Consider the following 21,762-nt stretch of genomic DNA (forward strand, 5'->3'; position numbering starts at 1 on the left):
CGACGTCCCGCTTACGCACAGCCCTGGGCTCAGCGGCCATGCTGGTTCACATGCTCTAGAAATTCGGCATGGCCGAGCGCTTTTGAGGCCGCCTGCCGGTATTCCTTCACCAGGCTGTCCACGGTCTCGCGGGCGAAGGCGCGCAGGGCCGGCGATTTGGCCATCTCGGCCCGCGCCACGGCCGGGTCGAGCAGGCCAAGCCCGTCGAGGACGGGATAATGCAGCTGGGTCTCGACATGCGGTAGGCCGTCGAGGAAATCGCCAAAATGCTCGCGCCGGGGCATTTCGCGCTTCCAGTGCGCAAGGCGCTCCTTCGTCTCCGGATGCAGCCGCTCCGCCTTCACATTGCGCCAGAACGGCGTGTCATCGCGCTCGGTGACGTAATGCGTGTTGACAAAGGTGCGGAAGTCGTCGACCTGCCGGCCGACGCGGCGGTTGTAATCGGCGCGGTCGGCGTCGGTCATCGCCTCCGGCCGCTTCATGTAGCGCTGGGTGAACAGCATCATCTGCACGATCGTGCCGTGGATCGAGGTCGATTCCAGCGGTTCCAGGAAGCTCGACGACAGGCCGACGGCGAGGCAATTGCCGATCCAGGCATTTTCCAGCCGGCCGATCTGGAAGCGGATGTCGTCGCGCACCTCGATCTCGCGGCCAAGCGTCGCTTCGACCTCGCGCTTCGCCTCCTCCGGCGTCTTGAACTCGTCGGAATAGACATAGCCGCAGCCATAGCGGCCCTGGGTCGGGATCTGCCAGATCCAGCCCGCTTCCTGCGCCCAGGCATGGGTGTAGTTGTTGATCTCCTCGCCGGGCTTGATGTCGAGCCAGAACGGCAGCGCCCGGTTGACGGGCAGTTCCTTCTGGTAGGAGATCCAGGGCGCGTTCAGTTCCTGGACGATCAGCCGCTTGCGGAAGCCGCTGGCGTCGATGAAGAAATCACCGGCGAGGCGCTCGCCGCTATCGAGCTGCAGGGCGGTGATGTCGCCGCTCTCCCTGTGGCGCTCGACGCCCTGGATCACCGCGTCGACGATCGCGACGCCCCGCGACTTCGATTTCAGGAACTTGCCCACCCGCGCCTGGTCGAAATGGAAGGCGTGATGGAACGGACCGAGCGCCACCAGCGAACCGTCCGCCTTCCTGGCATAGGGCGCTTTCTTCTGCTCCAGCAGCGGCCCGAACAGGTGCATGTCCTGCACCTTGCGGCCGGCGGCGACGCAATAAATGTTGAGATAATCAGACGGCGCGCCCGGTGGCGCGGCGATGACCTGATGCGGGTCGTCGATCGGGCCGTAATAGGTGAAGCCCTTGCGGCGCCAGTCCGTATGGCGGATGCCGAGCTTGAAGGTGGCGCCGGTCTCGCGGAAGAATTCGAATTCGTCGATGCCGAAATGCTGGAACAGCACGCGCATCGCCGCCGTGCTGCCCTCGCCGACGCCGACGGTGGGGATTTTCGAGGATTCGACCAGCGAGACACGGATATCCAGCTTCTGCCGCCGCGCGCTGTCCTCGATGATGAAGGCGGTGAGCCAGCCGGCCGTGCCGCCGCCGACAATGACGAAATGTGCTGGTTCCGCCAAGCGGCCGTCCTCCCGATGGTCGGGCGGGAGAACCTCGCGGTCTCCGGCCCTTTTCCATCAGTCTAGGACGCAGACTTTCCCCGCCTCCAGAGCGATTTTGGCTCATGGCGGGTAATCCTGTGCTGGAGCGGGAGCAGGATGCCCCTGCCCTGAAACACCGGCGTCAGCCGTCACCTCTCCCTGAGGGAGAGGTCGACGGCCTAAGGCCGGCGGGTGAGGGTTTACGGCTTCACCGGATGGTTTCCTAAACCCTCACCCGGCTCTTCGAGCCGACCTCTCCCTCAGGGAGAGGTGAGAAGTCGGAGTTCAGGCCGAGGTTGGCGCTAGCGGCCCATGAAGACGCGGCGGGCGATCTGGTCTTCCAGGCTCAGCCAGCGGCGCGAGACTTCGTCGTCGCTATGGCGCGACGCCTCGCGGGCCTCGCCCTTCAGCGCCTTGAGCCGCTCGACCGGCAGCTCGATATGGGCGTCGAGCTCCTCGGCCACCGCAACGAAGCGCTCGGCCGCCGCTACGCCGCCCAAAAGCGGCGCCGCGTCCTCGGCGATGAAGCGCTCCCAGCTCAGCGTCGGCTCGTAGCCGAAGCGGGCGAAGGCGAGATAGGAGAGTTCGACCGTCGCGTGGTAGGGCGACGGCTCGCCCCAGACGGTCAAGCCCTCCATGCCGACATCGGTGCAGAACTTGTTCATGTCGGCGAAGGTGCGGCCGTTGAAGGCATAGCGCTCGGTGCGGCGATCGCCGTTCCACTGGCAGGCAAACTGACAGCGCAGCACGTTGGGCTGCGTCGGCAGGCGTTCAACATCGGCCCGCGTGAGTTCCTTCTGCAACCGGCCCCAGAAGGTGCGGTTGGTGGTGTGCTGGTAGATCGCGCCCTTCGGCATGCTGCGCTGCGCGTCATGCGCGACGGGATCGAACAGATTGTCCCACTGCAGTTCGCTGTAGATCCAGGCGTCCGGCTTCTTCGCCTTCGCCGCACGGTAGAGGCGCGGGAAGTTTTCGGCCATGTCGGTATGCGACCATGAATCGCCATGGTCGTCGACGCGGCGGGCGGCCTCGGCCTCGTTGTTGCGGCGGGCGACGCAGCGCGCGCAGCCGCAGACGCCATAGTCGCCGCTCTCGATGTTGACGCCGCCGATCTCGAAGGTGTCGGCGAGCCAGGAGACCGCCTCCTCCATCCAGTCCATCGTCTCCGGCGCGCTCGGGCAGGCGCTCATGGTGTAGTCGGAGCGCGGGAAATTGAGCGGGAAGTCGAGATCGGCGATCTGGAAGCCGACGCCCTTCTCCATCGTCGCGGCATGCTGCGGATTCTTCTTCAGCCAGGTCGCGAGGTTGTAGGGGTGGTCGCCCTCCCAGTAGACGCCGCCATAGGAGCCGATGGCGATCCCCGGCACGATGCGAACGCCGCGCTCGGTCGCGTAGCGGCAGAGCTCCTGCGCCGCCTCGATGCCGCCATGCGAATTGCGCAGGAAGCCATAGATGACGACCGAGGGGATCCGGTTGCGGCTCGCGAAGTCGACGAGACGCGTATAGTCGCCGAGGAAGCCGGCAGGCGGCTTGCCATAGGGGTTGAAGACGCCGATTTCCTGGTGGCCGACCTGGGACAATTCCCAGTTGGTCGAATGGTCCCAGGTCCAGAAGGTGCGATAGGCAAGGCCCGGCGCGACGCGGCGCTCGCCGGTCGGCACCTGCACGGCGCCACCCTCGATCCGGGCGCGAGAAATCAGCTCTTCCGCGCCATAGATGACGCCGGAGAAGGGACCGCCGGCGATGGTGATCTCGGCATTCGAGCCGTCCTTCGGCCGCACGGTGAGCGTGAAGGCGCCCTCGGCCAGCGACCGGTCCTCGACCAGGCGGATGACCGGCAGGCTGGAGGATGCCGCGGCGGCGGGCACGAATTCGAGCATCGGAAACGCCGCGCGGAGCCGCCGTGCCGCATGCACGTGCCGTTCGCCACCCTCCAGCCCGACCCGCCCCGCGATCCGAACCTCACCCGTACCGACCATCCTGTCATCCTCCTCTGGACTGCCGCGCGGCCACTGCCCGCGTTGTTGACAGGATTGCCCATCTCCTATCAAATATCAACGTCGACTATCGTCAGTGATACAAATAGACAGTTTCAGGCTGCCGGATCCGCTCTGGCGGCGCTTCGGAGGGTGGCATGACGGCTGGCTTGAATCTCGAACAGACCTGGCCGATGCCGAGCCGGCCGCGGCCGATCACCCTGATCGGCGCCGGCGACATCGTCAGCAGCGCCCACATGCCCGCCTATCGCAAGATCGGCCTGCCCGTCGCCGGCATCTTCGATCTCGACCCGGCCAAGGCGCGCGCGGTCGCGGACCAGTTCGACATCCCCGTCGTCTACGAAAGCATGGCGGCGGCGATCGCCGCGCGCAGCGAGGACACGGTGTTCGACCTCGCTTTGCCGCCGGTGGCGATCCTCGGCGCCGTCGAGCAACTGCCGGTCGGCAGCGTGGCTCTGATCCAGAAGCCGCTCGGCGCCAATCTCGCCGCGGCGCGGCAGATCCTCTCCGCCATCGACGCGCGAAAAATCACCGCCGCCACGAATTTCCAGCTCCGCTACACGCCTTCCATGCTGGCGATCCGCGACGCGGTCCGGCGCGGCCTGCTCGGCGACATCGTCGAGCTGGAAGTCCGGCTCGCCGTCTACATGCCGTGGGAGATGTGGTCCTTCATCCCGCATCTCGACGCCGTCGAGATCCCGCTGCATTCGATCCACTATCTCGACTGGATCCGCTCGATCCTCGGCGAGCCCGACAGCGTCTATGCCAAGGCGGTACCGCATCCGCGCTATCCCGACCTCAAGGATGCGCGTTCCAGCATCATCCTCGATTATGGCCCGAAGGCGCGCTGCTGCCTGTCGCTCAACCATACTTATAATTACGGCCCCAAGCACATCGACGCGACCATCCGCGTCGAGGGCACCAAGGGCTGCGCCCATCTCGATCTCGGCTATCTGCACGACTATCTGAAGCCGGTGCCGGAGAAGCTCGAAGTGATCGTCGAAGGCGGCGAGTGGACGACGATTCCGCTGGTCGGCGAGCGCGTGCCGGATGCGTTCGGCGCGGTGATGTCGAACCTGCAGCGCTTCGCCGCCGGTGAGGACAGCGTGCTCGACACTGACGTGCACGATTCGATCCGAACCATGGCCCTGGTCGACGCCTGCCTCGCCTCCAGCCGCCTCGGCGGCATCGTTCCGCAGACGGTGTAGGGGACGACCCACGGCGCGGCATCTGGCTTTCACCTCTTCCGGGGAAAGGGATCGACGGCCAAAGGCCGACGGGTGAGGCCTGCCCAGCGCTCAAGACCGCATTGCGCGCACCGGCCTCGTCGCCCCGGCGAAGGCCGGGGCCCATAGCCACCATCCTCGCAGGCCCTGCCTCCGCCCGCTGGACAGCTGCCGGTGTTTCTGGATCCCGGCCTTCGCCGGGATGACGGCTGAGCGCGGCGGCTTGCGCCAGAATAATCCTTAATCTTATCAGCGCCTTGACCCGTCGCGTCTGGCTCGACGGATCACTTTTGCCTGCCCGCTCCCCACCCAATCGACAACGCGCTTTCTTATAAGAAATTACTATTTCAATAGAAAAACCGCTGTGCTAGCGTTGCCGCATGGCCGCGCAAAATCCCGTTTCAAGGGAGGCGGCCATGGCGGGGTGACAGGGATGCTGACCGCTTCAATCGCGCCTTCTTTCGACTGCCTCGCGCAAGCGATGGCGGCGCTGGAAGCGTGCCGCTCGGCGACCCGAAGGAAGGCCAGACCCAGGCGGCGGATTGCTCTCCGCCGGGTCCGGTCCGGATTCCAGAACAGCAGCGCGACCAAACCTGACGGAAGGGACACACCATGACATCGACCTCTCTCGCGGCCGGAGGGCGCCGCCGATCGGCCCGCGCCATGCTCGCCGGCCTCGCCTTCGCCTCGATGACGGCCTTGGCCGGCTCGGCGGCGCTGGCCGCCGACACCACGACGATCCGCGTCCTGAACTGGGAGCCGGGCGGCGCGGATTACTGGAAGGCGCTGGTCGCCGAATTCGAGAAGCAGAACCCGGATATCAAGGTCGAGCTCGAGACGGTGCCGTTCGACCGCTATCCGGAAGTCCAGGGCCCCTACATCACGACCAAGAGCGGCCCGGACGTGATGGAAAACAATGCCGGCCTCGAACTGTTCGACCGCCGCCGCGCCTATGCCGAGCTGCCGCCCGAAGTGCTGGAAGCCGGCAAGGACCTGATCACCTATAGCGGCGGCTGCCTGAACTTCGACACGACCAAAGCCTGCTACGGCCTGCCCTTCGGCTACCAGGGCAACGTCATGTACTACAACAAGAAGGTGCTCGCCGAAGCCGGCCTCGATCCGGCCAACCCGCCCAGGACCTGGGACGAGATGGGGGCGGCGTGCGACAAGGTGAAGGCGGTCGGCAAGACCTGTCTCGCCATCGGCCTTTCCGGCATCTTCCCGGCCTATTGGGACTTCCCGGAAATCGCGCGCAACTACCTGACCGAAGACGACATGCGCGCCATGCTCACCGGCAAGATGCCCTGGACCGACCCGAAGATGGTCAACGTCCTCAAGGGACTCGCCTCGATCACCGAGAAGGGCTGGACCAATTCCAGCGCCCCCTCGATCACCATGCTGCCGGACGGCGCCGACATCTTCCAGAGCGGCAATGCCGCCTTCGCCGGCACGATCATCTCCGACGCCGTGAACTGGGCCGCCTTCGGCAAGGTGCTGGGCGACGAGAACCTCGGCGCCATGCGCTGGCCGACCATTGTCGCCGACGCGCCGCTGGCCAACAGCTTCTCCGGCATCGAGAGCTCGGTCTTCGGCGTCACCTCCTGGAGCGACAAGAAGGACGCCGCCTTCAAGTTCGTGAAGTTCATCGCCGGCAAGGAGAATGCCGAACTGCTGACCAAGATCGCCGGCGGCATCTCGCTCAACAAGAACGTCGATCCGTCGGTCATGCCGAAGTCGCAGGCGCTCTCCCAGATCCTCGAGATCATCAAGACGCCGACGCTGCATGCCGGCGTGCTGCTTTCCGGCCAGGAAGCCGACGCGCTCGCCCGCGGCTGGCAGGAGGTCGCGCTCGGCCGTCTGTCGGTCGAGGATTGGACCGGCCGCATGCAGAAGGCGCTCGAGCAGAGCCCCAGCAAGCGCCAGTAACGCTTGGCGCACGCAACAAGGGAGGACGGCCCCGGCCGTCCTCCCCGTCTCCCCCAGCAACAGGCAGGAATTTCGATGGCTGAAACGGCCAATCTGGCGACCGCGCCGAACCGGATGGCGAAGCGCGACCCGCGCCGCGCAGGAGCGGCGGGCTCGCGGCGGGTGTTCATCCGCAAGGAGACGCTGATCGCGCTTCTGTTCGTGCTGCCCGGCCTGGCGCTGGCGATCCTGTTCAAGCTGGTGCCGTTGCTGCGCGGCATCTGGCTGAGCTTCCTGGAGACGCGCGGCTTCGAGGACCCGACCTTTGCCGGCCTCGCCAATTACCGCACCATGCTGGCCGACCCGTCGGTGCATGACTCCTTCCGCAACGCGCTGATCGCCTTCGCGACCCTGCCCGTCTGGATCGTGCTCCCGCTGGTGCTGGCCTTCCTGCTGTTCCAGAAGACGCCGGGCTGGAAGTTCTTCCGCGCCGCGTTTTTCCTGCCCTATATGATCGCGCCGATCGTCGTCGGCATCATGTTCCGCCAAATCCTGGCGCCGGACGGCCCGCTCAATGCGGTGCTGCGCGCCATCGGCCTGGCGCCGCTCGCCATCGAATGGCTGAACGGCCCGACCAGCGCACTGCTGGCGCTGACCGCGGTCGCGCTCTGGAGTTTCTTCGGCCTCGGCGTGCTCACCTATCTCTCCGGGCTCTCGACCGTATCGGAAGAGGTCGTCGAAGCCGCCAAGCTCGACGGCGCCGGCTTCTGGCGGCTGCTCTTCCACATCATCATGCCGCTCCTGAAATCGGTGATCGGCTACTGGGCGGTGCTGTGCACCTCGGGCATCCTGATCTGGATGTTCCCGCTGATCTACGCGCTTACCAAGGGCGGGCCGGGAACGGCGACCGTGCTGCCGGAATTCCTCGTTTTCACCACGACGTTCCAGTTCCTCGATCGCGGCCTCGGCGCGGCCATCGGCATGGCGCTGTTCGTCTTCGTTGCCATCGTCTCGGCCTTCGTGGTCCGCCGCATGTATGTCGAAGGAGCGCAGAAGAAATGACCCCGACGGCCGCCTCCGACAAGATGACGGTATGCTCGATGCGCATCGTGCTGACGCGCTGGCTGGTCACGGCGGTGCTCGTCGTGCTCGCCGTGGTGACGCTCTATCCGCTTGTTTTCACGGTAATCAATTCGCTGAAGACCCGCGCCGCCTATTCGGCCGATCCGCTTGGCTTCCTCACCGACATCACCTTCGAAAACTACATCGAGACCTTCGAGCGCATGCAGGTCTGGCGGCTGCTGCTGAACAGCATCATCACCACGGCGGGCGGGCTGATCCTCTCCACCGTCGCTGCGCTGTTCATCGCCTATGCCGTCACCAAGCTGAAGATGCGCGGTGGCAACTACATCTTCCTGTTCGTCATCGCCATGCTGGTGATCCCGAGCCAGGTGATCATCTATCCGCTCTACGAGACCATCCTCGATTTGGGCTTCGGCGGCACCTATCAGGGACTGATCCTCGCCTATGCCGCCTTCGGCCTGCCGCTCGGCACCTATCTGCTGTCGGCCTATTTCCGCGCCATCCCCGACGAGTTGATCGAGGCGGCGCGGCTCGACGGCGCCGGCGACATCCGCATCCTGTTCTCCATCCTGCTGCCGATCTCGACGCCGGCGATCGCCGCTTTGTCGATCCTCAACTTCGTCTGGATGTGGAACGATCTGCTGCTGCCGCTGGTGATCATGGGCGGCTCCGACAAGAAGACGCTGATGGTCGGCGTGGCGCTGCTTTCCGGCCAATACGACGTCTCGATCCCCCTGATCAGCGCCGGGCTGATCGTGGCGCTGGCCCCGGTCATCGTCGTCTACATGCTGTTCCAGCGCCAGATCCTGTCCGGCGCCATCGCGGGAGCCGTCCGATGAAGCGCGATCCGAAGCCGGGCGAGCCGGTCCTGTTCCTCTATCGCCTGAAACCCGGCGCGGGCCCCGAATATGACCGCTGGCACGCCGCCGTCTGGCCGGAACTGCTGGCCGAGATCGAGGCGGCCGGCTTCGAGGATTACCAGATCTGGCGGCACGAGGAGATCGTCGTCTCACGCCTGCGCGGCCGCGAGGGCTACCGTGCGGCGGAAGCGATCATGCAGGCGAGCGCGATCCAGAAGCGCTGGACCGCGACGCTGTCGCATCTGTTCGAAAGCTACGAGACCACCGATGGCGAACCGCTCTGGCTCGACGAAGTGTTCCGCCTTGCCGTCCGGCCCGACCGTGACGGCTGAGCGCCTAGCCGCCGACCGGGCCGCCGGTATTGGCGAGCGGGAAGCGCGGCTCGGCCAGATGGCCGCCGAACAGGGTGGTGATGCTGGCGGCCGCCTCGTACAGGATCCGCGTCGCATCGTCCATCGGCACCTTCTCGGTCGCCGAGGCGAGGAACGGCATGGTGATCACCGCCGGCGCATGGCCCTCGGCATCGAGGATCGGGAAACTGATGTCGGTGATCCCCTTCAGCGCCTCGCCGACGATCATCTCGTAGCCGACCGAACGCACCACCTCGACCCGCTTCCTGAGCCAGTCGATCTCGCTTTTCGGCGCGGTCTGGCCGATCGCCTCGAACAGCCATTCCTGCATGGACGGCGCCTGGTAGGCGATCAGCAGGCGGCCGGATGCGGTGCGGATAGCCGGGTTCTGCGTGCCGACGCGCAGGCGGAAGCCGAGCGGCGCCGGGCTGTCGACCTGCGCGACGACGCGGATCGACAGGCCGTCGAGCACGGCCAGGTGGAAGGCCTGGTAGGCCTCGATCGAGGCGCGGTTGATCACCGGCCGCGCCACGTCGATCAGCCGGCGCATCGGCGGATAGCGGTAGGACAGGTCGTGCAGCTTGGTCGAAAGCACCAGGCTTTCCTCGCCCGGCGGGCGCTGGATGTAGCCGCGCCGCTCCAGCGCGACGACGACCCGGTAGACCTCCTGCAGCGAACGGCCGAGCTGCTGCGCGATCTGGCTCGGCGTCACGCCCTCGGAAAGGCTGGCGAGCAGTTCGAGTACGTCGAGGCCCTTTTCCAGCGCCGGCGCGCTGTAAGCGGGCCTCGCCACCTTGCCGGCGGCCGCCGCCTTTGCCGCCTTGGGCTTGTCGGCCTTGGGTTTAGCCGCCTTGAGTTTGGCGGACTTGGCGACGGGCTCGTCCGCCAGCGCGGCCGCCTGCCGTTCGGTCCCGATTTCGCCCGCACCCTTCCCGCCGGATGGCCGCTTCGCAGTGGTCATAGCGTTTCTCCTTTGGTTCAGGTCATCGCCGGGCTGGCGCCGGCGCGCAAGATGGCATTTGCGTCAGCATGCCCCCGCATTGTATCAAATATCAACTCTTGATATCATCAGTGATAGAAAATAGGGTCACACCATCCGCCGACCCGATCGGTTTCCCTCTCGATCTCACCCCTTGGTCGTCCCCGCACAGAGCAGAAAATGGGCCTGAACGCTAAACAACTGGCACAATGCACCGTCGACTTCGACAAGGACGGCAAGCAGAGCGGCTATTTCAACCTGCCGCTTTCCGTTCATGACGACGCCTGGGGCGTGATCCGCGTACCGCTCGCCGTCATCAAGAACGGCGTCGGCCCGACCGTCATTCTCGAAGGCGGCAATCATGGCGACGAGTATGAAGGGCCGATCGCGCTCGGCGAACTGATCCGCGACCTCGACCCCGGCAAGGTTGCCGGCCGGCTCATCTTCGTGCCCGCGATCAACCTGCCGGCCGTGCTTGCCGCGCGCCGCACCTCGCCGATCGACGATCTCAACATGAACCGGACTTTTCCGGGCGACGCCAACGGCACCGCGACGCAGCAGATCTCGGCCTTCGTCAACGACGCCCTGTTCCCGATGGGCGACGCCTTCCTCGACCTGCATTCCGGCGGCTCCTCGCTCGATTTGATGCCGAGCTCGGTGATCGAGCCGGTCGCCGATCCCGTCCAGCACGCCAAGAATGTCGCCGCCGTCACCGCCTTCGACGCGCCGCTGATCGTCGTCATCGACAATCGCGGCGACCACCGCACGGCGACCGCTTCGGCGGCCCGCGCCGGGCTGACCGTGGTCGGGACCGAGATGGCCGGCGGCGGCACCGTCTCGCTCGACGCGCTCGACATCTGCCGCCGCGGCGTGCGCAACGTGCTGTCGCATCTGGGCGTGCTGCCGCCGGAAATGGCGGCGGCGCCGCGCCACGAGCAGCGGCTGTTCGAACTGCCGGGATCCGACGCCTTCGTGCTGGCCGACGATGACGGCGTGTTCGAGCCCTTCCACAGAAACGGCACGATGGTGTCGCGCGGCCAGCCGGCCGGCCGCATCCACTTCCTGTCGCATCCCGACCGCAAGCCGGCCGAGCTCGCTTACGCCGCCGACGGCATCCAGTATGGTCGCCGCCAGCCCGGCCGGGTCCGCCCCGGCAATTGCTGCCTTGTCGTCGCCTCGCCCTATGGGGGTTCGCTGAAATGATCCATCTCGCCGATATCCAGGCCGCGGCCGCGCGGATCGCGCCGCATATCCGCCGCACGCCGAACATCCGCGCCGATGCGCTGGCGGAGCCCGTCACCGAGGCGAACCTGTCGCTGAAGCTCGAATGCCTGCAGCCGACCGGCTCGTTCAAGGCGCGCGGCGCCACCAACAAGCTGCTGACGACGCCGAAGGAAGAACTGGCGGGCGGCGTCGTTACGGCCTCCGGCGGCAATCACGGCCTCGCCACGGCGCGCGCCGCGAAGCTCGCCGGCGTGCCGGCCACCATCTTCGTGCCCAAGAGCATCACGCCGGCCAAGGTCGACAAGCTGAAGCGCTGGGGCGCGACGGTCGAGATCATCGGCGACATCTGGAACGAGACCAACCTGCACGCGCTGGCCTTCGCCAAGGAGAACGGCGCCGCCTATTTCCATCCCTTCGCCGACCCGGCCGTCATCGCCGGCCAGGGCACCACGGCGCTGGAACTGCTGGACGAACTCCCCGACGTCGACACCGTGCTGGTGGCGATCGGCGGCGGCGGCCTGATCTCCGGCATGGGCGTGGCGATAAAGGCGCTGAAGCCGTCGGTGCGTATCATCGGCATCGAGCCCGTGGGTTCGCCGACGCTGAAGGCCTCGCTCGACGCCGGCCGCGTCGTCCGCCTCCCGACGATCACCAGCCGCGTCGCCACCATGTCCTGCGCCGAGACGGACCAGGGCGTGTTCGAGCTCGTGCGCGACCATGTCGACGAGATCGTGCTCGTCTCCGACGAAGACATGCTCGAGGCGAGCCGCTGGCTGTGGTTCGAGATGGGGATCGCCGCCGACCTTTCAGGCGCCGCCGCCATCGCCGCGCTGCGCGCCAAGGTGCTGACCTTCCCCGCCGGCCACACGGTTGGCGCGCTGGTCTGCGGCGCCGGTCCCGACGCGCTGGTCTGACCCGGCCTCGCAAAACGGCCGCCGTCGCGCAGCCCGCGATGGCGGCTTTCGCGCGCCGATTCTTTTGAGTCGAAGAATCCGTCCAATCCGGTACCATGCTCCTTGAGGAACAGGGACCTACCGGCTCAGGCGTGGCAACAACGTCGTCGCAGGTCCCCCTAGAAGGAGGGGCCGCCATGGGGTTCGAGCGCCGGTTTGCGCCCGATTTCGAGGTCATCGTCTGCGCGCCGTCGGAATCGTTCCGATGGAACGTGCACGACTATCCGCATCATCTGGCCAAGTGGCACCACCATCCCGAATATGAGCTGCACCTGATCCAGTCCAGCTCGGGCAAGATGATGATCGGCGACCATGTCGGCGACTTTCAGGCGGGCTGCCTGGTTCTGACCGGCCCCGACCTTCCGCATAACTGGGTCAGCGCCAGCCAGCCAGGCGAGCGCATTCCCGATCGCGACATGTTGATCCAGTTCAGCCCCGCCTTCGCGGAGAAGGTTTCCGACCTCTGCCCCGAATTCGGCGATGTCGCGACCCTGTTCGCCGACGCGGCGCGCGGCGTCGAATTCAGCGGCGAGACGGCGGAAGCCGGCCGCCGCCTGCTGCGCGAGATCGGCGGCACGCACGGGCCGCAGCGGCTGGTGCTGTTCCTGGAACTGATGACCGTGCTGGCGCAGACGCCGCGCGAGCGAAAGGTCCTCTCGCGCGCCGCGCCCAGCTTCGTCGCCCAGACGCGCTCGTCGGAAAAGCTCGAGATCGCGATCAGCCACATCCTGAAGAATTTCGCCAGCGAGATCCGCCTGTCCAAGGTCGCCGCGCTGTGCGGCATGGAATCGAGCGCCTTCTCGCGCTTCTTCAAGAAGCAGACCGGCCACACCTTCGCCCGCTACGTGAACTGCTCACGCGTCCACGCCGCCTGCAATCTGCTGAGCCAGACCGAGAAGCCGATCACCGACATCTGCTTCGAGGTCGGCTTCAACAATGTCGCCAATTTCAATCGCCAGTTCGTCAAGATCTGCGGTCAGTCGCCCTCGACCTACCGGCGCGATTCCCGCCGTATCGGCACGATCACGCGCTTCGATCACCGGGTCGGCGCAACCGTTTGAGGGGGTTCGGGGGGCGGCGCGGCGCCGCCCGGCCCTCCGACAAAAATGTACAGATGCGACTGCAAACGCGCGTGGTGAGCCTGTTCGCCCTCTTCTAGAGTTTGCCCTGAAGCACGCGGCGGATTGGCAAGACCAGCCGTCGGCAAGTCCGAGGCTCGGAGGAGAGCCCCGCCAGCTTCGGAAGGCTAAGCATGCGGCGCGCGCCATCGAGGAGATGGGGCGTTTGAGGTCCGGCTCGTGCGAATGGGCGCGAATGTTCACGCCTGCTTCAAGGGAAGCGGCCGGATCGCCGTCGACAATCCGAGGGAGGACGAGGAATGTCTGGTTTGAAGCGTATGATGCTCGGCGCGATCGCGGCGGGCCTGATGGCCGGCGTAGCGCCGGCAAAGGCGGACTTCTGGTCCGATGCCGGCAAGGAACTGACCGGCGCGACCATCCGCGGCGTCTCCGAGAGCACGCCGCCTTCCAACTACGTCAAGAACGTGCTGGCCCCTGCCTTTACCAAGGCGACCGGCATCAATGTCGAGTTCGAGGCGACGTCCTGGGACCAGATGTATGACAAGGCGATCAAGGACATGGAGGCCAATACCGGCATCTATGACTTCGTCTATATCGAGCAGGACGCCGTCTACGGCTATCTGGCCCGCGACTTCCTGGTCGACATCACCAAGTTCATCGCCGACAATCCGAAGCTGAAGGCGCCCGATTACGATCCGGCCAACTTCACCACCTTCGCCAACTACTTCAAGGGCAAGGACGGCGACCTGTTCGGCGTGCCGATGGAAGCCTTCATCAAGGTCTACCTCTATCGCAAGGACCTGTTCGAGGATCCGGCGGTCAAGGAAGCCTTCAAGGCGAAGTACAATCGCGACCTGGCGCCGGCCAAGAACCACGCCGAATATGTCGAGATCGCCGACTTCTTCACCCAGTGGGGCAAGGACAAGGGCATCGAGCTCTGGGGTTCGACGGTCCAGGCCAATACCGGCCACCCGGCGTCCTGGTATGAATATGTCGAGAGCGTCGCCCCGACCTTCGGCGTCTACAACTGGGGCATCGATGCCTCGAACAACTACGCCGCCACCGTCGAGCATGGCGGCAAGATGAACAGCCCCGAGGCCAAGAAGGCGCTGGAATTCTGGGTCGGCCTGCTGAAGAACGCCCCGCCGGAATCCACCGCATCGACCTGGGATGAGGTCGCCGCCACCTTCGGCGCCGGCCGCGCCGCGCAGGGTCTCGTCTATGGCGAGAACGCTGCCTGGATCGCCACCGACGAATCCAAGTCGAAGGTCGTGGGCAAGGTCGGCGTCGCATTGCCGCCGGTCGAAGCCGGCGTGATGGAAGCGGCCGAAGCCGGCACCGGCTATATCGGCTACTATGATGGCGGCGCCTTCGGCATCCCGCACTCGTCGAAGAACAAGGCCGCGGCGGCTCTGTTCCTGCAGTACATCGCCCAGCCTTCGGTCCAGGCCGATTGGGCCGTGGCCGGCTCCCGCATCACGCTTCAGTCGACCTATGACGACCCGAAGGTCCAGGCGCAGGACGCCAAGACGGACGGCTACTACACGCTGATGCGCGACCAGGGCAAGCTATTCGCCGGCGCACCGCCCTATCCGTTCCACAACCAGGTTCGCGAAGCGGTCGCCCCGATCTTCTACCAGGCGATCACCGGCGAACTGACGCCGTCCGACGCCCTCGACCAGATGGCCACGACGGCGGAAGCCGAACTGACCAAGCTCGGCTACCGCAAGTAAGCCTCCCGACGACGGCGGGCGGGGTTCCCAAGGGGATCCCGCCCGTTTTTTCCGGCCCGCGATCCCCTCGCTCCGCCGGAGGCGAAGCGCCCGGGTCGACGCCGGGCGCCGTCCCGTGGCAACTGGAGACAGCTTCATGCGCTCTCAATCCGTCGGCTGGCTGTTTCTCGCCCCGACCATCCTGATCCTGTTCGTCTTCGGTGTCTGGCCCTTCATCTATGTGATGGTGATCAGCTTCTTCGACTGGAACAGCTTCGCCGCCGACCCGACGATGCGCTTCAGCGGCGTGCAGAACTACCGCGCCCTCGTCTTCGACACGGGCTTCCTGATGGCGCTGTGGAACACGCTGAAATTCGGCATCTTCGCCGTCACCAGCCAGGTCATCCTGGGCTATCTGCTGGCGCAGCTGTTCATGAAGAACTTCCCGCTCAAGGGACTGTTCCGCACGGTGCACACCCTGCCGCTGATGATCGCCCCCGTCGCCGTCGGCGCCACCTGGCGGTTGATGACGGTGCCCGGCCTCGGCCCGATCCCCTATTATCTCGACAAGTGGTTCGGCTATGAATTCCTGATCAGCCGCTATGTCGGCCAGGCCTTCATGACCACCGTGGTCATGGACATCTGGCACTGGACGCCGCTGGTCACGCTGACGCTGCTGGCCGCGCTCTCGTCGATGCCGAAGGAACCGTTCGAGCAGGCGCAGATCGACGGCGCCAACCGCGTCCAGACCTTCTGGTACGTGACGCTGCCGATGCTGAAGCCGGCGATCCTGTCGGCCGTCTTCATCCGCCTGATGGACGCCATGCGCACCGTCGACGAGGTCTGGATGCTGACCGGCGGCGGCCCCGGCTCGGCCACCCGCTATATCGGCCTCTATATCTGGCGCGTCGTCTTCCCGAAGACGGATTACGGCTATGGCTCGGCCATGTCGCTGATCACGCTCTACCTCACCATCGTGATGTGCTGGCTGCTCTATGCCGGTCTCGTCGCCCGCCGCGATCTGAAGAGGCCAGAATGACCCGTCCACGCCCGCTTCTGTCGATCCTGTTCTGGACCGTCTCCAGCCTGGTGACGCTGTTCCCGATCTACTGGATGTTCATCGTCTCGGCGAAGAGCCGCGTCGAGCTGTTCGGCAAGCCGAACTTCATCATCACGACGTTCTTCTCCGAGAACTACATCAAGACGCTGACCGACCCGACCTTCCAGAAATACATGTTCAATTCGATCGTGGTCGCCACGACGAATGCGGCGCTGGTGACGACGCTGGCCCTGTTCGCCACCTATGCGCTGACGCGCTACAAGCTGACGGGCAAGGAGAACATCTTCTTCTGGACGATCACCAACCGCATGGCGCCGCCGGCGGCCTTCCTGCTGCCGCTGTTCCTGCTCTACACGCAGGTCTTCGTCGTCGGCGACTGGAAGCTGTTCGACACGCGCACCGGGCTGATCCTGCTCTATTGCGTGTTCAACCTGCCCTTCGCGATCTGGACGCTGCGCGGCGTGATCGACTCGATCCCGCATGAGTTGGACGAGGCTGCCTATGTCGACGGCGCCAAGACCTGGCAGGTGATTTGGTACGTCATCCTGCCTTTGGCCAAGCCCGGCCTTGCCGTCACCGGCATCCTGACCTGGGTGTTCGCCTGGAACGAATATCTGTTCGCCGCGACGCTGACGAGCGTGCATGCCCGCACCATTACCACGGGCCTGGCCGAATTCGTCACCGTCACCGGCACCAACTGGGGCCAGATGGCGGCCACCGCCATGCTGACGCTGATCCCGGCGATCGCCTTCCTGGCGCTGGTGCAGAAGCACATCGTCGCCGGCCTGACCTTCGGCGCCGTGAAGGGATGAATGCGATGAGCCTCGATACCCCAGCCAAGGTCCCGGCCAAGCACGGCTTCCTGCCGATCACGACCAACCTGTTCGATCGCATCTTCATCGCGGTCGTGCTGTTTGTTGCCATCCACCTGTTCTGGATGCGCTTCGTCGAGCAGTCGCTGTCGCTGTATTTCGCGACGGCGATCTCGGTGGTGGTGGGCGCCATCGTCATCAAGCGCGGCTAGCGGCCGCTCTCTTCCCAATGAAAAGGGCCGCTCTCCTTGCCCGGAGAGCGGCCCTTTTTCGTTCGTCCACGCCAGTCGAACGCGCGGCTACTTCATGCCCATCACATGTGGCAGCCAGAGCACGGTCTGCGGCACGAAGGTGATGACCAGCAGCACCACGAGCACGATGCCGACGATCGGCAGGCTCGCCCAGACCACGTCGCGCATCGGCACCTTGGCGATCGACTGGGTGATCAGCAAATTGAGGCCGAGCGGCGGATGGATCAGGCCGACCATCAGGTTGAGCACGATCACCAGGCCGAAATGGGTCGGGTCGATGCCGAAGCTGGTGGCGGCGGGCAGGAAGATCGGCACCAGGATGATCGTCGCCGGCGTCGAATCGAGGAACATGCCCGCGACCAGGAAGATGACGTTGACGATCAGCAGGAATTCCCAGGCCGAGAGATCCGCGCCATGCAGCAGCGCCTGGATGTCGCGCGGGATGCCGTGCACGACGACCAGATAGGCGATGAAGGACGAGACGGCGACGACCAGCATGATGTTGGCGGTCTGCAGCCCGGCCTCGGTCAGCATGCCGGGGAACAGGCGCCATTTGAATTCGCGGTGGATCACCCAGCCAACGAAGATCGCGTAGAGCACCAGCACCGCGCCGAGTTCGGTGACGGTGAACAGCCCGCCCTTGGCGCCGACGATCAGCAGCAGCGGCATCGACAGCGCCCAGGCGCTGCCCTTGAACTGCTTGCCGATCACACCCCAGGGGCGACGACCGCGCGCCGGCAGATTGTGCCGCTTGGCGTAAAAGATGACATAGGCGATCAGTGCCGAAGCGATCATCAGGCCGGGAATATAGGCGCCGACGAACAGCTTGGTGATCGAGACCTGGGCGATGACGCCGTAGATGACGAGCGGAATGCTGGGCGGGATGATCGGGCCGATCACGGCCGCGCCAGCGGTGAGCGCCGCGGCGAAGCCCCCAGAATACCCTTCCTTGCGCATTTCCGGGATGATCAGCGCTCCGGAAGCAGAGGCATCCGCCACCGCCGAGCCGGAGATGCCGGCCAGGAAGACGTTGGTGCCGACATTGACCACGCCGGAAGAACCGCGAATGCGCCCGAGCGCCGAGGAGAACAGGTCGACGACGCGGGTGGTGATGCCGCCCGAGTTCATCACCGAGGCGGCGAGGATGAAGAACGGCACCGCCAGCAGCGGGAAGGAGTCGATGCCGTTGACCATCTTCTGCGCCAGGATGAAGCCCGGCATGCCCCAGATGGCGACGATGATCAGGGCCGAGACGCCGAGCGCGATCGCGATCGGCACGGCGAGCAGGGCCAGCGCCAGGAAGGTGACGGAGAGGACGCCGAGCATGATCATGATGCGGAGCTTTCGGTCGCGGCGGCGCGCGTCTGGCTGGCCGTGGCATGGGCGGCGGCCTGGGCCGCCCGGAAGGTCGCCTCCCGCTCGGCCGAGATGCGCGGCGTGAGAATGCGCTCGAGGATGAAGAACAGGCCGAGACCGGCAAAGGCGACGATCGAGCCGTAAAACCAAGCGAAAGGCAGCCCGGTGGCGGGCGCGATCTTCTGGCCGACGACGATCATCAGGTGCCGCGCATAGACGATCAGCATGACGAGGAAGACGGCGGTGGCGAGATCGATGACGATGCCGAGCCGCTTGAACAGGTCGGCGTTCAGCCGGTCATGCAGGAAATCGATGACGATCAGCTCGCGCCGGCTGATCAGCAGGGCCGAGCCGAGGAAGGTGAGCCAGATGAACAGAAGGCGTGAGATCTCCGCCATGCCGGGCGTCGCCGCGCCGATGAAATAGCGCGAGAAGACCTGGACGCAGACCAGAAGGACGATCGCGAGCAGCATCGCCCCGACCAGGAAAGTGAGCAGCCAGCGCAGCGTATCGCCGACCCGGACGAGGATGCTTGTCATCGATACCCCCAAGGGAGACGGCCCGCCGCGCGGACGCGACGGGCCCAATCCTGCGTTGCGAGCCGTGTGTTACTGGACGGCGCGGATCTTGGCGATGATCGGCTGCAACGCCGGATCGTAGGATGCGGTCGCGGCCTTGGCCATAAAGGGCGCGAGGTCCGGCTTGTGCACGATCACGCCCTCGGCGACGAGCGAGGCCAAGACGTCGGCCTGCGACTTGTCGGTGTAGTCGCGATACCAGTCGGCGCTCGCGTCAGCGGCCTTGGTGAAGGCGGTGCGCAAGCGCTCGTCCTGCGCTTGGTACCATTCCTCGCCGCACATGAAGCCCATCGTCTCGGCCATGTGATTGGTCATGACCAGATGCTTGGCGACTTCGTAGAAGCGCTTGTCCTTGATCGCGACCAGCGGCTGCTCGACGCCGTCGACGACGCCCTGCTGGATGGCGGTGTAGACTTCCTCGAACGGGACGGTGGCGGGATTGGCGCCGAGCGCACGGATCGATTCGATATAGGCGGGAATGCCGGGGGCGCGGATCTTGCGGCCCTGCAGATCATCGAGGCTGTCGGCGGGCTTGGTCACCAGGAACTGGCGGAAACCGTGGAAGGCCGGGCCGATGACGCGGAAGCCGGCGTCCTTGGCGATCGACTCGATGATCTCCTGGCCGACCGGGCCGCGCCAGATACGGAAGAAATGGTCCTCGTCGCGGTAGAGATAGGCGACGCCTTCGGCATTCGCCGCCGGATGGAACGAGCCGAGGTCGCCGACGCTCTCATACATGCATTCGAGCACGCCGCCCTTCACCTGCTCGACCATCTCGTCGACGGTGCCCAGATGCGAACCCGGGAACAGCTCGATCGAGACGTCGCTGCCGAGATCGGCCTCGATCTTCTCCTTGAAGACCTGCATGGCCTTCGTGTCCGGGCTGTCGTCGGAGCCTGCGCCGCCGATGCGGATGGTGACGCCGGCCTGGGCCGAGGCGGTGGTGATGGCGGCGACACAGACGGCCGCCAGAAGTGTCTTCAACATGCTGCATTCCCCTCAGTGGTTCTTCTTGTCCCGGCAGGCCGCGTTCGCGTGCTTACCCGCCCTGCTCTTCGATCCAGCGTCGCCGGCCGTCGTCAATTCAAGAAAACGATACTCGATTATTGATAGTCCGCAAGTCTCTCTCCGCGCCAGCCGCCTGCCCAATATCCGGGCGGCCGACGCGCCGTGCCTTCATCCCCGGCCCCGAGCCAGCGCCCGAAACCAACCCGACGCGAGCGACCTCTCAGGCGATCGCGCCGATCGTATCGTCGAGCGCGTCGACCAGGATGTCGATTTCCGCCTCGCTGACGATGAAGGGCGGCGTGATCTGGATATGGTCGCCGCCCTGTCCGAAATTGGCCCCCGGGACGCCGCCGCCAATGATGACGCCACGCTCCTTCATGCCGGAAACCAGCCGCGAGGTAAAATTCATCTCGGCCGGGAACGGCGCGCGCGTCGCCCGGTCGGCGACGAACTCGACGCCGCCATAGAGGCCGCGGCCGCGCACCTCGCCGATGCAGGCATGGCGCTGTTGCAGGGCGTTCAGGCGGGCGTGCAGATGCTTGCCGATCTCGGCGGCGCGGGTGAACAGACCCTCCTTCGACATGATGTTGAACACCTGCTGGCCGATGAAGCAGGAAGTCGGGTGGCCGCTATAGGTGAAGCCGTGCACGAAACGCTTGCGGCTCTCGCGGAAGAAATTGGTGATCTTGTCGTTGATCAGCACGGCGCCGAGCGGCGCGTAGCCGCTGCCGATCGCCTTGCCGCAGGTGATCATGTCCGGCACGACGTCCCAATCCTGGATCGCGAAGGGCCGGCCGGTGCGGCCATACCCGGCCAGCACTTCGTCGGCGACGAACAGGATACCGTAGCGGTCGCAGATCTCGCGGATGCGCTTGTAGTAATCCGGGCGCGGCACGAGGCCGGAGGCGGTGGTGCCGACGATCGTCTCGGCGAAGAAGGCGGAGACGGTCTCCGGACCCTCGAGGTTGATTGCGCGCTCCAGCTCGTCGGCGCAATCCAGCGTGCAGCCGCCCTTATCCTTGCAGTAGGCGCAGCGATATTCGTAGGGCGGCGCGATGTGGATGACCGGCAACATGTAGGGCGTATAGGGCGCGCGCCAGCTGGTCCGGCCCGACAGCGACAGCGTCGCGATGGTCACGCCGTGATAGCTCTGCCAGCGCGAGATGATCTTCTGGCGCTGCGTGTCGCCGCGCTCCAGATGATATTGCCGGGCAAGCTTCAGCGCGGTCTCGTTGGCCTCGGAACCGCCGGAGACGAAATAGACGGATTCGATCCCCTTCGGCGCGACGGAGAGGATCGATTTGCCGAATTCCTCCTGCCAGGGCGTGGTGAACTGGGCCGAATAGGCAAAGGGAACCTTGTCGCCGGCCGCGGCCAGCGCCTGGTAGATCTCGGTGCGGCCATGGCCGATGCCGACCACGCCGGCGCTGCCCATGCCGTCGAGATAGGCCTTGCCGTCGGCGTCATAGAGATAGACGCCCTCGCCCCGCACCGCGGTCGGCAGCTCGCTCGCATAGTCCCGGGAAAAGATCGACGACACCTGGCTCTCCTGCTGGGGCGTGTGCCGCGTAAGGGGCGGCGTCTCATGCGGCTTGGTTGGCTCGCCCGCGGGGGCGTTCTGGACGGCGCGCAAGATCCTGCGAGTTTGGAGCCGTGTCAATATCGATTATTGATAAAATGGCATGTCGGAAGACAGGATGTTGCCGATTGCACGAATGGGCCAAATAGGAGGGC

The 21,762-nt window shown here is 65.6% G+C and carries 19 protein-coding genes; 12 read left to right on the plus strand and 7 right to left on the minus strand.

Annotation, left to right across the window (positions count from 1 at the left end; genetic code table 11):
- Nucleotides 1–29: 29 nt before the first annotated feature.
- Together ABIE08_RS21260 and ABIE08_RS21265 are read right to left on the minus strand one after the other, a co-directional pair.
- On the minus strand, nucleotides 30–1,574 hold the full coding sequence (locus ABIE08_RS21260; protein WP_354553874.1) for a tryptophan halogenase family protein: 1,545 nt from the start codon (nucleotides 1,572–1,574) through the stop codon (nucleotides 30–32).
- A gap of 323 nt (nucleotides 1,575–1,897) precedes the next feature.
- A complete protein-coding gene (locus tag ABIE08_RS21265; protein WP_354553875.1) occupies nucleotides 1,898–3,574 on the minus strand; it encodes a hypothetical protein in 1,677 nt (558 codons plus the stop codon).
- A gap of 155 nt (nucleotides 3,575–3,729) precedes the next feature.
- Here ABIE08_RS21265 and ABIE08_RS21270 point away from each other — a divergent pair, with 155 nt between their 5' ends.
- The 5 genes from ABIE08_RS21270 to ABIE08_RS21290 all read left to right on the plus strand — a co-directional run bounded on the left by ABIE08_RS21270 (nucleotide 3,730) and on the right by ABIE08_RS21290 (nucleotide 8,998).
- The gene (locus ABIE08_RS21270; protein ID WP_354553876.1) at nucleotides 3,730–4,800 is read left to right on the plus strand and encodes a Gfo/Idh/MocA family protein; all 1,071 of its coding nucleotides are present in this window, start codon (nucleotides 3,730–3,732) and stop codon (nucleotides 4,798–4,800) included.
- A 630-nt stretch (nucleotides 4,801–5,430) separates the two neighbouring features.
- Nucleotides 5,431–6,744, plus strand: coding sequence for an ABC transporter substrate-binding protein (locus ABIE08_RS21275; RefSeq protein ID WP_354553878.1), 1,314 nt, complete (start codon nucleotides 5,431–5,433; stop codon nucleotides 6,742–6,744).
- Between the two features lie 75 nt (nucleotides 6,745–6,819).
- Entirely contained in the window at nucleotides 6,820–7,785 is a 966-nt protein-coding gene (locus ABIE08_RS21280; protein ID WP_354553879.1) for a carbohydrate ABC transporter permease, read from the plus strand.
- Entirely contained in the window at nucleotides 7,782–8,645 is an 864-nt protein-coding gene (locus ABIE08_RS21285) for a carbohydrate ABC transporter permease (RefSeq protein WP_354553880.1), read from the plus strand. The genes ABIE08_RS21280 and ABIE08_RS21285 overlap by 4 nt, the downstream gene beginning before the upstream one ends.
- Nucleotides 8,642–8,998 (plus strand): L-rhamnose mutarotase, encoded by a 357-nt coding sequence (locus ABIE08_RS21290; protein WP_354553882.1) that lies wholly within the window; start codon nucleotides 8,642–8,644, stop codon nucleotides 8,996–8,998. Before ABIE08_RS21285 ends, ABIE08_RS21290 begins: the two co-directional genes overlap by 4 nt.
- 4 nt (nucleotides 8,999–9,002) lie before the next feature.
- On the opposite strand, the gene ABIE08_RS21295 is transcribed toward ABIE08_RS21290, so the two are convergent.
- Nucleotides 9,003–9,977 (minus strand): IclR family transcriptional regulator, encoded by a 975-nt coding sequence (locus ABIE08_RS21295; RefSeq protein ID WP_354553883.1) that lies wholly within the window; start codon nucleotides 9,975–9,977, stop codon nucleotides 9,003–9,005.
- A 198-nt stretch (nucleotides 9,978–10,175) separates the two neighbouring features.
- Here ABIE08_RS21295 and ABIE08_RS21300 point away from each other — a divergent pair, with 198 nt between their 5' ends.
- From ABIE08_RS21300 to ABIE08_RS21330, 7 genes are all read left to right on the plus strand, one after another.
- Nucleotides 10,176–11,198 (plus strand): succinylglutamate desuccinylase/aspartoacylase family protein, encoded by a 1,023-nt coding sequence (locus tag ABIE08_RS21300; RefSeq protein WP_266331504.1) that lies wholly within the window; start codon nucleotides 10,176–10,178, stop codon nucleotides 11,196–11,198.
- A complete protein-coding gene (locus ABIE08_RS21305) occupies nucleotides 11,195–12,133 on the plus strand; it encodes a threonine ammonia-lyase (RefSeq protein WP_354553884.1) in 939 nt (312 codons plus the stop codon). Before ABIE08_RS21300 ends, ABIE08_RS21305 begins: the two co-directional genes overlap by 4 nt.
- Before the next feature lie 176 nt (nucleotides 12,134–12,309).
- Nucleotides 12,310–13,233 (plus strand): AraC family transcriptional regulator, encoded by a 924-nt coding sequence (locus ABIE08_RS21310; protein ID WP_354553886.1) that lies wholly within the window; start codon nucleotides 12,310–12,312, stop codon nucleotides 13,231–13,233.
- Between the two features lie 365 nt (nucleotides 13,234–13,598).
- Entirely contained in the window at nucleotides 13,599–14,984 is a 1,386-nt protein-coding gene (locus ABIE08_RS21315; protein ID WP_396306317.1) for an extracellular solute-binding protein, read from the plus strand.
- Between the two features lie 136 nt (nucleotides 14,985–15,120).
- Nucleotides 15,121–16,002, plus strand: a complete 882-nt coding sequence (locus ABIE08_RS21320) for a carbohydrate ABC transporter permease (RefSeq protein WP_354553888.1) — start codon at nucleotides 15,121–15,123, stop codon at nucleotides 16,000–16,002.
- Nucleotides 15,999–16,835 carry a carbohydrate ABC transporter permease gene (locus ABIE08_RS21325; RefSeq protein WP_354553890.1) on the plus strand — a complete coding sequence of 279 codons (837 nt, stop codon included), beginning with the start codon at nucleotides 15,999–16,001 and terminating at the stop codon, nucleotides 16,833–16,835. The genes ABIE08_RS21320 and ABIE08_RS21325 overlap by 4 nt, the downstream gene beginning before the upstream one ends.
- A 5-nt stretch (nucleotides 16,836–16,840) precedes the next feature.
- Nucleotides 16,841–17,047, plus strand: a complete 207-nt coding sequence (locus tag ABIE08_RS21330) for a DUF2160 family membrane protein (RefSeq protein ID WP_354553891.1) — start codon at nucleotides 16,841–16,843, stop codon at nucleotides 17,045–17,047.
- 87 nt (nucleotides 17,048–17,134) lie between these two features.
- Here the strand turns inward: ABIE08_RS21330 and ABIE08_RS21335 are convergent, their stop codons facing one another.
- From ABIE08_RS21335 to ABIE08_RS21350, 4 genes are all read right to left on the minus strand, one after another.
- Nucleotides 17,135–18,418 carry a TRAP transporter large permease gene (locus ABIE08_RS21335; RefSeq protein WP_354553893.1) on the minus strand — a complete coding sequence of 428 codons (1,284 nt, stop codon included), beginning with the start codon at nucleotides 18,416–18,418 and terminating at the stop codon, nucleotides 17,135–17,137.
- Nucleotides 18,415–18,981 carry a TRAP transporter small permease gene (locus tag ABIE08_RS21340; RefSeq protein WP_354553894.1) on the minus strand — a complete coding sequence of 189 codons (567 nt, stop codon included), beginning with the start codon at nucleotides 18,979–18,981 and terminating at the stop codon, nucleotides 18,415–18,417. The genes ABIE08_RS21335 and ABIE08_RS21340 overlap by 4 nt, the downstream gene beginning before the upstream one ends.
- A gap of 69 nt (nucleotides 18,982–19,050) precedes the next feature.
- Nucleotides 19,051–20,007, minus strand: a complete 957-nt coding sequence (locus tag ABIE08_RS21345; RefSeq protein WP_354553895.1) for a TRAP transporter substrate-binding protein — start codon at nucleotides 20,005–20,007, stop codon at nucleotides 19,051–19,053.
- Nucleotides 20,008–20,248: 241 nt separating this feature from the next.
- On the minus strand, nucleotides 20,249–21,568 hold the full coding sequence (locus tag ABIE08_RS21350) for an aminotransferase family protein (protein WP_354553897.1): 1,320 nt from the start codon (nucleotides 21,566–21,568) through the stop codon (nucleotides 20,249–20,251).
- Nucleotides 21,569–21,762 lie beyond the last annotated feature (194 nt).

The sequence above is a fragment of the Kaistia defluvii genome, assembly GCF_040548815.1.
In the GTDB taxonomy this organism is placed as follows: Bacteria; Pseudomonadota; Alphaproteobacteria; order Rhizobiales; family Kaistiaceae; genus Kaistia; species Kaistia defluvii_A.